Below are 14,868 nucleotides of genomic sequence, written 5' to 3' on the forward strand. Positions count from 1 at the left end.
ATAACCAAGAAGTCGCGGATTACCTTGATGTCGGGCGGGATATCGGCAGTAAGGAGGTAGAAAAACAAGAGGGAGCGCGAGGCTCCCCAAAGCGGTATTCAGATGCTTTTTGTTGTTTTGTGTTCATTGCGAAGCACGGGCACATCCTATGCCCGTCACCCCTTGCGGGCAAGCCAGCGGGTGTGACCTGCTTCAAATTCCTGTTCGATTTATAGCCGATTTTTCACCTGCGGCCGAAAGATAGCCTCATAAGAAACTCGTTTAAATCCTAAAACTGTGCCGGATACACCATTTTAGTTTCATCAGACATTGGTATAGTGGACTCAGGATCAGTGAGGAGAACTCCCATGAATGGAACCTATTACAAACACATACTGGCCGCGATCGACCTGTCGGAGGACAACCGCAAGGTGATCGAGAAGGCGGTCGACCGGGCCCGCTCCAACGGCGCCAAGCTGTCGGTGATCCATGTGGACGTGGACCTCAAGGATCTCTACACCGAGATGATCGATATCGACATCGACAACGTGCAGGATCAGGTGATCGCCGAAGCGAAAGAGAAGCTGGAGACCTTCCTGGCCTCGGTGGACTACCCCATCGAGAAGAAGCTGGTGATCTGCGGCGATCTGAGCGAACGGGTCAACCAGGCGGTCAAGGATTACCAGATCGATCTGCTGGTGTGCGGTCATCGCCAGAGCTTCTGGAGCCTGCTTACCTCCAGCGCCCGCCAGCTGATGAATACCGTGCCCTGCGATCTGCTGGTGGTGCCCTTGCAGAAGTGATCAAACAGGCGTAGCTTTATTTGCCATGAATATGACCATCTTCAATCACAACTACTGGTGGTGCTGCTTATAAACAGGCGGCACTGCTTTTCTATGTAAAATTTTCCAAAGAAAACACCGTGACCGCCGAGAGGCGGTCATTGTTTTTATGCCTTTGTCGCCTCCCGGCCCACCCCAACTGGAGAGAGTGACATGCACAACCCCATCATACTGACCGGCGACCGTCCCACCGGCAAACTGCACATAGGCCACTACGTCGGTTCACTGCGCCAGCGCGTCGAGGCCCAGCACCATTACCGCCAATTCGTGATGATCGCCGATCTGCAGGCGCTGACCGACAACGGCCACAACCCGGCCAAGGTGACCGACAACGTGCTGGAGGTAATGGCCGACTATCTGGCGGTCGGTCTCGACCCGGCCAAGACCACCTTCTGCCTGCAGAGCGCCCTGCCCGCCCTCGCCGAGCTCACCACCTATTACCTCAATCTGGTCAGCGTCGCCCGACTGGAGCGCAACCCTACCGTCAAGGCGGAGATCCAGCAGAAAGGGTTCGAGCGCAGCCTGCCGGCGGGTTTTTTAGTCTACCCGGTCAGCCAGGCCGCCGACATCACCGCCTTTCGCGCCACCCATGTGCCGGTAGGCGAGGATCAGCTGCCCATGCTGGAGCAGACCAACGAGATAGTGCGCCGCTTCAACGCCCTGGTGGGCAAGGAAGTGCTGACCGAGTGCCAGCCGATCCTGAGCGACACCGGCCGCCTGCCCGGTATAGACGGCAAGGCCAAGATGTCCAAGTCCCTCGGCAACACCATAGAACTCGGTATGTCAGCGGAAGAGGTAAAACAGGCGGTGTTCGCCATGTACACCGACCCCAATCACCTCAAGGTGAGCGATCCGGGTCAGGTGGAGGGCAATACTGTGTTTGCCTATCTGGATGCCTTCCACCCGGACAAGGCGCTGGTGGCCGAGATGAAGGCCCATTACCAGCGCGGCGGGCTGGGCGACATGCGTTGCAAGCAGGTATTGAATGACTGCCTGCAGACCCTGCTCGCCCCCATGCGGGAGCGGCGCCAGGCGGCGATTGCCGACAAGCGTCAGCTGCTGCAGCTGTTGCAGCAAGGCACGCTGCAGGCCCGTGTGCTCACCGACGAGGTGCTGGCGGAGGTAAAAAGTGCCATGGGACTGGATTACTTCGCCGCACTGACCTGATCCGCCCCGCGCTGCGCCGGGCTGCCAAGCGCATCCGCGCCGTAGCGCTCGAACGCAAGCCGGTGCAAGAGCCCCTTGAACCAGCCAATGGCCTCGTCATGGGCGGTGAGCGGGTGGCCCGCCATCAGGTAGACGATGGGGATGTCAGGATCCAGCTGATGCAGCCGCAGCGGGTAGTAGCGGCAGAAGTGGCGGCCGATCATCTCGGGCACCACCACCAGATAGCGGCCGGTTGCCATCAGGGGCGGCACCGCCATAAAGCTCGGCAACCGCACCCCCAGCTCACGCTCGACCCCGAAACGGGCCAGCCAGAGATCCACCATGGCCTGGCTGTGGCCCCAGCTGGAGGTATGGATATGGGGGCGGCTGACCAGCTCGGCCGGCCCCAGCACGTCCGGCAGCTCGCTGCCGAGGGGGGACAGGCAGACCAGCGGGTTGTTGAACCAGGGCTCGCGCCACAACCGGGGCGAGAGGTGGTTGGCATCGGCGAACCCGATCACCAGATCCAGCTCCCCCTTCTCCAGCTCCCGCTCATAGTCGCTGTCCGCCAGCTCGCACACCTCCAATCGGCAGTGAGGCGCCTGCCGGTGCAGCCGCTCCACCAGCACCGGCACCAGGCCATGTTCCACCGAGCCCGGGGTGGCGATGCGGAAGATCCGTCGTGCGCTGGCGGGATCGAACCCCTTCGCCTGCCGCAGCCCCTGCTCCAGCATGGCCAGCGCCTGACGCACCGGCCCGGCCAGCGCCTTGGCCCGCTCGGTCGGCATCATCTCGCGCCGGCTCATGACGAACAAGGGATCATCCAGCGCCTGCCGCAACCGCCCCAGCGCATGACTGACGGTGGACTGGGAGAGGTGCAGACGCTCGGCGGCACGGGTGACGTTGCGCTCCTGCATCAGCATGTCGAACACGGTCAGCAGGTTGAGGTCGAGGCGGGAAAGAGGGAGTTCCATCGATAATGGCCATAGTTGAATGACGACAATTCATTTTTGGCATAGTAGCAGATTGCATAGAATGCGCTGGCGAATTACATCGGAGATTAAAATGCGTAGCTATCTGTTGTTGCTGGCGATTGGCCTGTTGTGGGGATCCCAGTTCATTTTCATGCATCAGGCAGTGACTGAATTGCCCCCCATCATGGTGGCAGCCGGTCGTGCCTTGTGTGGCAGCCTGACCCTGGGTCTGCTCTGCCTGTTCATGCGCCTCAAGAGCGAGCACACCCCCTGGCGTACCTACATGCTGATCGCCCTGCTCGATGCCACCCTGCCCTTCATCATGGTGGCCTGGGGTCAACAGTATGTGGATAGCGCCATCGCCGCCGTGGTAATGGGTTGTATCCCCTTTGTGACCATTCTGGCTGCACCCCTGTTTATTTCTGGTGAAAGAATCACCAAGGGCGGGTTGATCTCGGTGATCATAGGTTTCGTCGGCGTGCTGGTGCTGTTCTGGCCGAAACTGGCCAGCGGTATGAACGCCGGTCTGCTCGGTGCCATGGCGATCCTGTTCGGCGCCAGCTGCTTTGCCATCGGCCTGCTGATGATCAAGCGCTTCGCCAAAGACCACCCTGTGGTGGTGGCGCGCAACATACTGATCTCGTCCGCCATCCAGCTGATGCTGGCCGCCCCCTTCGTCACCGATCTGAGCGCCCTCACCCTGCCGAGCCAGCAGGTCATAGGCGCCGTGGCCGTGCTGGGTGTCTTCTGTACCGGTCTGGTCTACTTCCTCTACATGGCGCTGATCCAGAAGGCGGGTCCGACCTTTGCCTCCTTCAGCAACTACCTGGTGCCGCTGTTTGGCGTCATGCTGGGTGCCCTGTTCCTCGGCGAACAGATCCAGTCCACCACGGGTGTGGCACTGGCCCTGATCCTGGGCTCGGTCGCCCTGAACCAGTGGGCACAGCAACGTCGCGCCCAGCGGGAGGCCACCCTATGTCAGGCATCCTGACCACCCTGTGTGGCGGCCTGGTGCTGATTGCCGGCTGGCAATACCGCCAGCGGCTGGCCGGCGTGCTCGGCCTGCTGATGGTGCTGCTGCCCTGGTTCTTCGACAGCAAGCTGCAAGCCATGCTGAGCTATGCGTTGAGTGCCTGAAGTCCATCTCTGAATGTGTGACGAGAGTGTATCTCTCCTGTTTTTGGGACCGTTTTTTAAAAAACCTCCGATTTGTCCCCTCTACCGGCGCGCTGCGCCGGTTTTTTTATGCCTGCCTTTCCCTGCCAGCACAGACGCCAAGCCCCCTTGCACATCACTCCCGGTAGCGATAGCTGAGCCGCTCGTTCTTGCGCGGCCCCGTGATCTGCCAGCCGAGCAGAAAGCCACTCGTGGTCTGCGTCAGCTCGGCACTGTAGTGATCCTGGCCACACAGGTGGGGCGCGGCGGTGAGCCAGCGGCCATCTCCTTGCGGCAGCAATTCGAACAACTCGACCGGCTGCTCGTAACGCAGGTGGGAAAGCAGGATCCCCCGCACGCCGCGCCGCCACCAGAAACGGTTGTGCATGGTGAGCACCCGACCATGGGGCGTGGTGTAACGGCCTGTCTCGGTAAAGAGCCAGCCACCCTGATGATCGGTCACCCGCACCTCACCCTCACCACGCCCGCACCAGTCGGTCGCAGACCCTTCCCCGTTGCTCGCCTCGAAGGCAAATGCTCCGATCTGTGGCAACTGCCCCCATAAACGCTGGATCGCGCTTTCCAACTCGGCCATCATAGCGCCCTCCAAATTGACAACTGACGACAATTCAATCACATGAACTACTTGATAGGGGTAACCCTGCTCTGGTCATTCTCCTTCAGCCTGATCGGGGTCTATCTCGCTGGCCAGGTGGATGCATACTTCTCCGTGCTGACCCGCATCGTCCTCGCCAGCCTGGTGTTCCTGCCCTTTCTCCGGCGCCGCTGGCTGCGGCCCGATCTGGTGGTCAAGCTGATGAGCCTGGGCGCCATCCAGCTCGGCATCATGTATCTGTTCTACTACCAGTCTTTCCTGCTGCTGACGGTGCCGGAAGTGCTGGTGTTCACCATCTTCACCCCCATCTACGTCACCCTGATCCACGATCTGCTGGAGCGGCGCTTCAAACCCGTTTATCTGTGGGGTGCCCTGCTGGCTGTGCTGGGAGCGGCCGTCATCCGCTTCGACGGGCTGACCGAGAGCTATGTGCTGGGATTCCTGGTGGTGCAGGGTGCCAACCTCTGCTTCGCCCTGGGCCAGGTCGGTTACAAGGTGTTGCTGGCACGGGAGGCGCAGCAGCCACCGCAACTGGCGGTGTTTGGCTGCTTCTATCTCGGGGCCCTGGCTGTCGCCCTGCCCGCCTGGTGGCTGCTGGGCAAGCCGCAATACCCGACCAGCAGTTTGCAATGGGGCATTCTGCTGTGGCTGGGGATAGGCGCTTCCGGGCTGGGTTACTTCCTGTGGAACAAGGGCGCCACCAGGGTCAGCAGCGGTGTGCTGGCCATCATGAACAACGCCCTGATCCCGGCGGGGTTGCTGGTCAACCTGCTGCTATGGGGACGGGAAACCGACCTGGTTCGCCTCGCGCTCGGCGGCTTGCTGATGCTGGCCTCCCTCTGGATTTGCCAGCGCGCCAACGTGAGCAAGCATTAACCAACGACGGTATTGTGCTCCCGTCTGGCCTGACCGTGACAGGTGGCCAGACGAGCCAGCAGATGATCGATATGTTCGCCGCTCTGGCTCTGCACCAGCCCTATGCTGACGGTTACCGGCCGCTGCGGCAGCAGGCTGGCATCGGCGATCTCCAGGCGCAACCGCTCGGCAATCTCCAGGCTGCTCAGCCGATCGGTCTGGGAGAGCATCAGGATGAAGCCATCCTGGTCCCAGCGGGCGAAGGGATCCTCCCGCCGCAGTTCGTGGCGCACTATGCGCGCCAGCTTGGCCAGCATGGCATCACAGGCCGCCTCGCCAAACAGCTGCAATATTTTGGCACTGTGGTCCACGGTGAACTGCAGCAGGCTGAAACTGCCGCTCTCGGTCGCCAGCCGCTCGTCGAGCAGCTGCTCGAAGTGGCCGCGGCTCTCCAGTCCGGTGAGGGGATCCATGCCGTGGCGCTCCTCCACGATCACGGCCAGCGGGTCGAGCTGGCGCACCACCCCCAGCACCTGGCCATGCACATCACGCCGGGCCCGCTCTTCCAGCCGCACGTAGTGACCATCGTGATGCAGGATGCGGTATTCGAGCCGGATCTGGGCCACTCGCCCGCTCTGGCAGGCAGCGAGCGCATCCTGCAGGGCGGCCACATCGTCGGGATGTACCCGCTCCAGCCAGCCGAGATCGTCCAGCCCAGTCTCATCCAATCCCAGCAGGCGCAGGCAGGAGAGATCCCGCTGCACTCCCTGTTGCGGGCTCCAGCTCCAGAGTCCCGCCGCCAGCAGAGCCATGGCATCCGCCATCAGCGCCAGATCAAACCGGGTGATTGCTTCCCTCAGGGGAGCCTTGAGCATGTCCATCGAGCGCCTCGAAACCGAATCTGAATACCTGCTCAATAAGTAACATTGGCTCTCGCGGCGAGCAACAGGGTCAGCTCGCTTTTCCTTGATAACCCTGCATCAAGGCCTGCCAGTTGTCCGGCACGAAGTGGAAACTGGTATGTAATTGGGACTCTTTGGTGAAAGAGCGCAGCAGCCGCTCCAGGTTGGCCTGCTGCCAGCTGCCGGGGGAACGTATCGCTCCCTTGTCGAAATCGATCACCCACACCTTGCCCTCCTTGTCGAGCAGCAGGTTGTGGCTGTTGAGATCCGCATGATAGACACCGGCATCGTGCAGCTGGCGCACCGTCTGGCCGACCTTCTGCCACACCTCGCCGGCGATCGGCCCCTGCTTGAGCAGCGCCACCAGATCCTTGGCGCCGCGAATGCGCTCGATCAGGATATCGGCCCGATAGAAGGGGCCCTGCTTGGCCATGCGGGCCGCAAATGGGCGCGGCACCGGCAGACCCTGCTCGCTCAGCTTGGCCAGCAGGCTGTACTCGGCCATTGCCCGGCTGCTCTCTACCCCCTCGAACCAGAAGCGATCCCGCACCACCTTGCCCACCATGCCCCCGCGATAGTAATGGCGCAGCACCAGATGGCGGGATTCATCCTTCACGAACCAGGTCACCCCGCGACCAATGGAGGAACCCACTACCTGGCGATGGGTCTGCCACCAGGCCGGATCAAACAACTCGGGGGAAGGGTCATGAAAAATCCCTTCGGCGTACCAGCAGATCTGGTTGTGTTCGGTCTGAATTCGCATCTTGGTGATTCCGGTCGGTCAGTAATCGCAATGGTTCGATTCAAGATAAAGCGGCCTGTCGGCACGGACCCGTGCTCCTTGTGAGGATCAGAGTCAGTACCGGCTGCCAGTTGCGCGCAATTTTACAATCCACAGGGGAGTTTGCATAATGCCATCCATCCATTTTGCCACCATTGCGCCACATCATGCCGCTGTTCCAAACGCCGCCCTCTTCCATCTGTATCCTGCGGCTCTCCGCCATCGGGGATTGCTGCCACGCGCTGGCGCTGGTGCGCGTCATCCAGCGGGCCTGGCCCCAGACCCGCATCACCTGGATCACCGGCAAGATAGAGGCGACACTTTTCGCCGATCTGCCCGGGGTCGAGGTCATCGCCTTTGACAAGAGCAAGGGCTGGCGCGGCTATCGCGATCTGTGGCAGACCCTCAAGGGGCGCAGGTTCGATGCCCTGCTCCACCTGCAGACCGCCATGCGTGCCAGCATTGCCACCCTAGGCATCATGGCGAACATCAAACTCGGCTTCGACAAGGCGCGGGCCAACGACGGTCAGTGGCTGTTCACCAATCACAGGGTGCCATCCCCCACCTCCCCTCACGTGCTGGACGGTTTCCTCGCTTTCGCCAAAGAGTTAGGCATCAAGGATCTGACCCCGGACTGGCAACTGCCCATCAGCGCCGAACATAAAACCTGGGCCCGGGAGAAGATTGGCGGCAAACCGACCCTGCTCATCTGCGCCGCCGCCAGCAAGGCGTTCAAGAACTGGACCGCCGCGGGTTATGCCGCGCTGGCAGATCACGCGGCCAACAAGGGCTTTCAGGTCTATCTGTGCGGCGGCCCGGCCAAGCTGGAACGGGATCTGGCCGCCGACATACAGCGGCTGAGCCAGAGCAAACCGGTGGATCTGGTAGGCCAGACCAACCTCAAGCAGCTGCTGGCGCTGATCGCCGAAGCCAGCCTGGTGCTGGCACCGGATACGGGCCCCACCCACATGGCAACCCTGGTCGGCACGCCGGTGATCGGCCTCTACGCCCATCACAATCCGGCCCGCACCGGCCCCTATCTGTGCCGCGACTACGCGGTCAGCGTCTATCAGGAACTGATCGAACAGGAGACCGGCAAACCGCTGGCCGAGCTGAGCTGGCGCACCCGCCTCAAGGATCCGGATGCCATGAGCAAGATCACGAGTGAACGGGTCATCGCCACCTTTGACCGGCTCTGCGCCGATCGCCATCTGCCAGGCTGAGAGGCAACTCGGAAATTCCGAGCCCTGAGGCAGGGATAACCTGCTGGCCTCTACCCGCCCTCAAAGGCACAATAGCGGCCGATGTGGGTTACGCTCCCGCAGCAAGCTACGAATACTTTGATCGGCTGGAATATGATTCCGGCCGTTTTTTTATCCGCCGCCTTCTGTTAAAATTCGCCGCCTTTACATCCCCCTGATCCAAGAATTTTCCGCGTTTTGCGTTTGGCTGTCTCCCTTTCGGGCACAAGACGGCGGCCTCTGCTACAACCAAAACACGGGTTTCGATTAAAGGTAATGACATGGCGCAACAAGGCACTCTCTATATCATCTCCTCCCCGAGCGGGGCGGGTAAATCCAGCCTGCTCAATGCCTTGCTGACCAAACACAACGCAGCAGGCAAGATGCAACTGTCGGTCTCCCACACGACTCGTGCCATGCGCCCGGGCGAAGAGAACGGGGTGCATTACCACTTCGTGCCGGTGGAGACATTCAAGGCGCTGATTGCACGCGGTGATTTTCTGGAGTGGGCCGAAGTGTTCGGCAACTACTACGGCACCTCACGCGCCGCCATCGAAGCCTGTCTGGCCAAGGGGATCGACGTCTTCCTCGACATCGACTGGCAGGGCGCCCGCCAAATCCGCGAGCAGATGCCGACCAAGTCCATCTTCATCCTGCCCCCCAGCCGTGCCGAGCTGGAACAGCGCCTGATCGGGCGCGGTCAGGACAGCAGCGACGTGATCGCCGGCCGGATGGCGAAAGCCATTGCCGAAATGGTGCACTACGACGAGTATGACTATGTCATTATCAACGAAGACTTTGAGCTGGCGCTGTTCCAACTCAGGGCCATTATTGAGTGCCAACGGCTGGAAATGCGTCAGCAACAGCAGGCACAACAAAACTTGCTGCAACAGCTACTGGCAGAATAGGCCAAAAACAAGTAAACTTTTGCGTCATTTTTAAACACCGCTTTTCTAAACACAGAAAGCCCAAACACTGGAGTCCTGCATGGCACGCGTTACTGTAGAAGATGCTGTAAAACAGGTAGGTAACCGTTTTGACCTGGTGCTGGTCGCCGCCCGCCGCGCCCGCCAAATCGCGGTTCAAGGCAAAGATCCCCTGGTTGACGAAGAGAACGACAAGCCGACCGTGATCGCCCTGCGCGAGATCGAGCTGGGTCTGGTGAACAACCAGGTGATGGACACCCAGGACCGCTACGAGCAGCAAGAACAGGAAGCTGCCGAGCTGGCTGCCGTTGCTGCCATCGCCGAAGGCCGCGGTTAAGTCAGTTATTTCTCATAGTCGGCGCCCGCCCGGGTGCCGACTGTTCTTCCCATTTACAACCGCTCGAAAACCTCGCAAACTCAGGACTATTCCTCAATTCCACGGATTGCCGTTTCACCGCTGCGGGGACTGTCTTGTATTTATTTGAAAATCTTAAAGAAATAGCCAGTTCCTACCTGCCATCAGAGCAGGTTGAGAAGCTCAGGCAAGCCTATGTGGTGGCCCGTGATGCCCACCAGGGACAGATGCGTTCCAGTGGCGAACCCTATATCACCCACCCGGTTGCCGTTGCCCGCATTCTCGGCGACATGCGACTCGATCACGAAACCCTGATGGCCGCCGTGCTGCATGACGTCATCGAAGATACCCCAGTCACCAAAGCCGATCTGGCCGAACTGTTTGGCGATGCCGTCGCCGAGCTGGTAGCGGGCGTCTCCAAGCTCGACAAGCTGAAATTCCGCGATCGCAAAGAGGCCCAGGCCGAAAACTTCCGCAAGATGGTGATGGCCATGACCCAGGATATCCGGGTCATCCTGATCAAGCTGGCCGACCGCACCCACAACATGCGCACGCTCGGCTCATTGCGGCCGGACAAGCGCCGCCGCATCGCCCGTGAAACCCTCGAAATCTTCGCCCCCATCGCCAACCGCCTCGGTATTCATACCATGAAGAACGAGCTGGAAGAGCTGGGCTTCGAGGCGCTCTACCCCATGCGCTCCCGCGTGTTGCGAGAATCGGTGCGCCGCGCCCGTGGCAACCGCCGCGAAATCATCGACTCCATCCAGAGCGAGATCGAGGGCCGTCTGCGGGATGCCGGCATCGACTCCCAGGTCAGCGGCCGCGAGAAGAACCTCTTCTCCATCTACAACAAGATGGAGAAAAAAGAGCTGCAATTTCATGAGGTAATGGATATCTACGCCTTTCGCGTCAGGGTGAAGGACATAGATACCTGTTACCGGGTGCTGGGGCAGATGCACAGCCTCTACAAGCCGCGCCCCGGTCGCTTCAAGGATTACATCGCCATCCCCAAGACCAACGGCTACCAGTCGCTGCACACCTCGCTGGTGGGGCCGCACGGGGTACCGGTCGAGGTGCAGATCCGCACCGAGTTCATGGATCAGATGGCCGACAAGGGGGTTGCCGCCCATTGGGCCTACAAGCAGGATGGCGACAGCTCGGGCACCACGGCCCAGATCCGCGCCCAGCGCTGGATGCAGAGCCTGTTGGAGCTGCAACAGAGCGCCGGCAGCTCGTTTGAATTCATCGAAGGGGTCAAGACCGACTTGTTCCCGGACGAGATCTACGTCTTCACCCCGGAAGGCCGCATCATGGAGCTGCCCACGGGCGCCACGCCGGTGGACTTTGCCTACACGGTGCACACCGACATCGGCCACGCCTGTGTCGGCTCCCGGGTCGATCGCCACCCCTATCCGCTGAGCAGCCCGCTGCATTCGGGTCAGACGGTGGAGATCATCACGGCGCCGGGCGCCCGTCCCAACGCGGCCTGGCTCAATTTCGTGGTAACCACCAAGGCCCGCTCCAAGATCCGCCAGTTCCTCAAGAACCTGCGCACCGAAGAGTCAGTGGTGCTTGGTCGCCGCTTGCTCAACCATGCGCTCGGCGCCAAGAACATCGAAGACATTCCTGAGCCGCGCATCAAGCAGGTGCTGGCCGACACCAAGCACGAGAACCTGCAGGGCCTGCTGGCCGACGTGGGTCTGGGCAACGCCATGAGCGTCATGGTGGCGCGCCGCATGCTGGGGGATGAACTGCCGCCGGAAGAGCAGCCCAAGTCCAGCAGCAAGAAGATGCCGATCAAGGGCGCCGACGGCATGCTGGTCACCTTCGCCAACTGCTGCCGCCCGATCCCGGGGGATGCCATCATTGCCCACATCAGCCCGGGCAAGGGGCTGGTGATCCACCAGGAAGCCTGCCGCAACATCAAGGGCTACAGCCGCGAACCGGACAAATACCTGCCGGTACAGTGGGAGGTGGACAAGGATCAGGAGCAGGAATTCCGCACCGGCATCAGCATAGAGATAGTCAACCATCAGGGTGCGCTGGCCGAGCTGGCCAACGTGATTGCTGCCACCGGCGCCAACATTCACGCCATCAGCACCGAAGAGAAGGATGGCCGTGTCTATCTGGTCACCCTGCTCATCACCACCAAGAGCCGTATCCACCTGGCCAACATCATGCGCAAGATCCGCGTGATGCCCAATGTGCTCAAGGTGAGCCGACAAAAGAACTGAATACAGGCGGCGCAAGCCGCCTGCTGCTTTTATAGAGACACGCCATGAGCCCCGAACGCCTCGAGCCAATCCGCACCATACTGACCCAGCGTCAGCCCGACTCGACTCGCTTGCCCGGCACACCCGCCTCACCCGATAGAAACTGATATGACTCCTGAACGCTTTAAACGGATTTCTGACATGCTGGCCCAGCGCCAGCTCGACTTGACCGTCTGTATGGAAGAGGTCCACAAGCCTCACAATCTGGCCGCCATAGTGCGTACCGCCGATGCCATTGGCATCCACAGGGTGCATGCCGTCTGGCCCAAGAGCTGGATCCACAAGCGCAAGGGCACAGCCCGCGGCAGCCAGAACTGGGTGGACGTGAAGCTGCACCCGGACATCGGCAGCGCAGTGGCCGAATTGAAAGCCGCCGGCATGCAGATCCTGGCGACCCATCTCTCGGAGAGCTCGGTGGATTTTCGCGCCATAGACTACACCAAGCCCACCGCCATCCTGGTGGGCCAGGAGAAGCACGGCATAGGCGAAGAGGCGCTGGCCCTGGCCGATCACCATATCGTCATCCCCATGGTGGGCATGGTGCAGTCCCTCAACGTCTCTGTGGCCGCCGCCGCCATCCTGTATGAGGCCCAGCGCCAGCGCGAGCTGGCCGGCTGCTACCAGCGCGGCTGCCCGCTCGACCTGGAGGAGCAGAACAACATATTGTTCGAGGGGGGTTACCCCATCTATGCCCAGCTCTGCAAAGAAAAAGAGATGCCCTATCCCCAGCTCGGTCCGGCCGGCGAAATCCTGGCGGACGAGGCCTGGTGGCAACAGATGCAACTGACCCGCAAGGGCTGGGCCGCACAGCAGTCGGACGACACCTCGGAAGAGTACATTGATGAAGCCTAACTATTTGCCCCTGTTGGCCCTGACCCTGTTTTCTGCCGGAGCCCTTGCCGTGACCAATCCCTATCCGCTGACATCCGAAGCCGAGGTTGCCACCCTCCATCAGCAGACCCTGCCCGGCTTCTGGCGCGAGCACGCCGTCGAAGGGGAATTCAAGGGCAAGGACGGCGTCACCATCCGCTACGCCGCCCTGCGCCAGGTCAGGGTGGATCGCGCCATTCTCATCGTCAACGGCCGGGTCGAGAGCTATCTCAAGTATCAGGAGCTGGCCTGGGATCTGTGGCGTCAGGGCTACAGCCTCTATCTTATCGATCACCGGGGACAGGGCCTGTCCGAGCGTCTGCTGGACGACCAGGAGAAAGGATATGTCGACCAGTTCGACGATTATGTGCTGGATCTGAAGCAGTTTCACGACCAGGTCATAGTGGCGGACCAGCCCGCCAAGCTGTTCCTGCTGGCCCACTCCATGGGCGGCGCCATCTCGGCGCTCTATCTGGATCGCTGGCCGGATGACATCAAGGCGGCCGTGCTCTCCTCCCCCATGATGGGCATCAACCTCGGCGGCCTGCCCAAGTGGCTGGCACAGGGGCTGGCAGCCAGCATAGACACGGTCGGCAGCTGGCTGGGCGAACCGCCCTATGGCCCGGGTCAGGGCAGCTACCAGTCTCACGAATTTGCCGAGAATGGCCTGAGCCACAGCGAGCCGCGCTATCAGGCGTTTCGCGAGCTCTACGAACAGCGTCCGCAGATCAAGCTGGGCGGGGTGACAGCCCACTGGATCCGCGAGGGGATAGCCGCCGGAGACAGCGCCATCGCCGCCGCCGATCGCATCAAAACACCGCTGCTGCTGCTGCAGGCGGGGGAAGACAGCGTGGTGGACAATGCCGCGCAGGATGCCTTCTGCGCCCGGGCTCGGTGTGAAGGGGGCAAGCCGTTGCGGGTAGAGGGAGCCTGGCACGAGCTGTTCATGGAAGCCGATCCCCAGCGTCAGGTAGCGCTGAATGCCACCCTGGCCTTCTTCGATCGCTTCTGACACTGGTTATTTTTTGGATCCCTAAATAAATGGGGTGACGCAAAACGCTGGGGTACACTGCCCCGGCGTTCAATTGATGCCGAGGTAATGATGTTCAAGGTAGTTGTATCCGATCTCGATGGCACCCTGCTCAACAAGCAGCACCAGATCTCCCCCCGCACCCGTGACACCCTGCACCGTCTGGTGGAACAGGGGATCAAGTTCGTGGTGGCCACAGGCCGGCACCATGTGGACGTGCGCAGCATTCGCGACACGCTCGGGCTGGACATCTACCTCATCACCTCCAACGGTGCCGTGGTGCACGACAAGCAGGATCAACTCATCTTCAATCAGGCGCTGCCAGCCGCCGTGGCCGCCGAGCTGATCGCACTGGAGCGCGACCCCTCCATTCACCTCAACGTCTACTATGGCGACGAGTGGTTGGTGGAAGAGGAACTGCCCTGGTTGCTGCAATTCCATGACGAATCCGGATTTACCTACCGCCTGACCGACCTCGCCACCCATCCGATGGACAAGGTCAACAAGGTGTTTTACATCGGTGACCACGAGAAGCTGCTGCAGATCGAGGCCCAGCTCAACCAGCATTATGGTGATCGACTCAACGTCACCTTCTCCCTGCCGGACTGTCTCGAGGTGATGCACGCCGGGGTGCACAAGGGCAATGCCGTGCGCGCCGTGTTGGAGCAGCACGGGCTGGAGATGTCCCAGGCCGTTGCCTTCGGGGATGGCATGAATGACTTCGAGATGCTGAACATGGTGGGTCGCGGCGTGGTGATGGGCAATGCCCACGATCGCCTCAAGCTGGCCCTGGCAGACCACGAACAGACTCTGAGCTCGGATGAAGATGGCGTCGCCGTCTATCTGGAACAGCTGTTCGCCATCAGCACCGCCGGCGCAGCCTGATCCCTGCCGTCATGGATACCGCCCGTGCGTGGTATCCA

Annotated in this window: 16 protein-coding genes; 12 read left to right on the top strand and 4 right to left on the bottom strand. The window is 61.1% G+C overall.

Annotation, left to right across the window (positions count from 1 at the left end; genetic code table 11):
* The first annotated feature begins 347 nt into the window (after positions 1-347).
* Together CK910_RS04410 and trpS are read left to right on the top strand one after the other, a co-directional pair.
* A complete protein-coding gene (locus CK910_RS04410) occupies positions 348-782 on the top strand; it encodes a universal stress protein (protein WP_042873586.1) in 435 nt (144 codons plus the stop codon).
* A gap of 192 nt (positions 783-974) precedes the next feature.
* Positions 975-1,988, top strand: coding sequence for a tryptophan--tRNA ligase (gene trpS, locus CK910_RS04415; RefSeq protein WP_098981148.1), 1,014 nt, complete (start codon positions 975-977; stop codon positions 1,986-1,988).
* On the opposite strand, the gene CK910_RS04420 is transcribed toward trpS, so the two are convergent.
* Positions 1,967-2,941: a LysR family transcriptional regulator gene (locus CK910_RS04420; protein ID WP_042873581.1), complete on the bottom strand. Its 975-nt coding sequence runs from the start codon at positions 2,939-2,941 to the stop codon at positions 1,967-1,969. The genes trpS and CK910_RS04420 overlap by 22 nt on opposite strands.
* A 91-nt stretch (positions 2,942-3,032) precedes the next feature.
* Here CK910_RS04420 and CK910_RS04425 point away from each other — a divergent pair, with 91 nt between their 5' ends.
* Both CK910_RS04425 and CK910_RS04430 read left to right on the top strand, forming a co-directional pair.
* Complete coding sequence (locus CK910_RS04425) at positions 3,033-3,932, top strand: DMT family transporter (RefSeq protein WP_043140296.1); 900 nt, start codon at positions 3,033-3,035, stop codon at positions 3,930-3,932.
* Positions 3,917-4,078, top strand: coding sequence for a hypothetical protein (locus CK910_RS04430; RefSeq protein WP_098981153.1), 162 nt, complete (start codon positions 3,917-3,919; stop codon positions 4,076-4,078). The genes CK910_RS04425 and CK910_RS04430 overlap by 16 nt, the downstream gene beginning before the upstream one ends.
* A 154-nt stretch (positions 4,079-4,232) precedes the next feature.
* Here CK910_RS04430 and CK910_RS04435 read toward each other — a convergent pair whose 3' ends face one another.
* Entirely contained in the window at positions 4,233-4,691 is a 459-nt protein-coding gene (locus CK910_RS04435) for a DUF6314 family protein (protein ID WP_098984982.1), read from the bottom strand.
* Between the two features lie 42 nt (positions 4,692-4,733).
* Between CK910_RS04435 and CK910_RS04440 the strand changes: the two genes are divergently transcribed.
* Positions 4,734-5,588 (top strand): carboxylate/amino acid/amine transporter, encoded by an 855-nt coding sequence (locus tag CK910_RS04440; RefSeq protein ID WP_098981155.1) that lies wholly within the window; start codon positions 4,734-4,736, stop codon positions 5,586-5,588.
* Here CK910_RS04440 and CK910_RS04445 read toward each other — a convergent pair.
* Positions 5,585-6,448: a GGDEF domain-containing protein gene (locus CK910_RS04445; RefSeq protein ID WP_042873575.1), complete on the bottom strand. Its 864-nt coding sequence runs from the start codon at positions 6,446-6,448 to the stop codon at positions 5,585-5,587. The two genes, CK910_RS04440 and CK910_RS04445, sit on opposite strands and share 4 nt — an antisense overlap.
* A 70-nt stretch (positions 6,449-6,518) precedes the next feature.
* Complete coding sequence (locus CK910_RS04450; RefSeq protein ID WP_098981158.1) at positions 6,519-7,232, bottom strand: 3-deoxy-D-manno-octulosonic acid kinase; 714 nt, start codon at positions 7,230-7,232, stop codon at positions 6,519-6,521.
* A 173-nt stretch (positions 7,233-7,405) separates the two neighbouring features.
* Here CK910_RS04450 and CK910_RS04455 point away from each other — a divergent pair, with 173 nt between their 5' ends.
* The 7 genes from CK910_RS04455 to CK910_RS04490 all read left to right on the top strand — a co-directional run bounded on the left by CK910_RS04455 (position 7,406) and on the right by CK910_RS04490 (position 14,830).
* Positions 7,406-8,473: a glycosyltransferase family 9 protein gene (locus CK910_RS04455; RefSeq protein WP_172955422.1), complete on the top strand. Its 1,068-nt coding sequence runs from the start codon at positions 7,406-7,408 to the stop codon at positions 8,471-8,473.
* A gap of 299 nt (positions 8,474-8,772) precedes the next feature.
* The gene (gmk, locus tag CK910_RS04465) at positions 8,773-9,399 is read left to right on the top strand and encodes a guanylate kinase (protein ID WP_098981160.1); all 627 of its coding nucleotides are present in this window, start codon (positions 8,773-8,775) and stop codon (positions 9,397-9,399) included.
* A 79-nt stretch (positions 9,400-9,478) separates the two neighbouring features.
* Positions 9,479-9,754, top strand: a complete 276-nt coding sequence (gene rpoZ / locus CK910_RS04470) for a DNA-directed RNA polymerase subunit omega (RefSeq protein ID WP_005307060.1) — start codon at positions 9,479-9,481, stop codon at positions 9,752-9,754.
* Positions 9,755-9,888: 134 nt separating this feature from the next.
* Positions 9,889-12,006, top strand: coding sequence for a bifunctional GTP diphosphokinase/guanosine-3',5'-bis pyrophosphate 3'-pyrophosphohydrolase (spoT, locus tag CK910_RS04475; protein WP_043140283.1), 2,118 nt, complete (start codon positions 9,889-9,891; stop codon positions 12,004-12,006).
* Between the two features lie 147 nt (positions 12,007-12,153).
* A complete protein-coding gene (gene trmH, locus CK910_RS04480; protein WP_098981162.1) occupies positions 12,154-12,897 on the top strand; it encodes a tRNA (guanosine(18)-2'-O)-methyltransferase TrmH in 744 nt (247 codons plus the stop codon).
* On the top strand, positions 12,887-13,927 hold the full coding sequence (locus tag CK910_RS04485; RefSeq protein WP_098981165.1) for an alpha/beta fold hydrolase: 1,041 nt from the start codon (positions 12,887-12,889) through the stop codon (positions 13,925-13,927). The genes trmH and CK910_RS04485 overlap by 11 nt, the downstream gene beginning before the upstream one ends.
* A 90-nt stretch (positions 13,928-14,017) precedes the next feature.
* Complete coding sequence (locus CK910_RS04490) at positions 14,018-14,830, top strand: Cof-type HAD-IIB family hydrolase (protein ID WP_043140359.1); 813 nt, start codon at positions 14,018-14,020, stop codon at positions 14,828-14,830.
* The last annotated feature ends 38 nt before the right edge of the window (positions 14,831-14,868 follow it).

Source organism: Aeromonas sp. CA23 (assembly GCF_002587065.1).
Taxonomy (GTDB): domain Bacteria; phylum Pseudomonadota; class Gammaproteobacteria; order Enterobacterales; family Aeromonadaceae; genus Aeromonas; species Aeromonas bestiarum.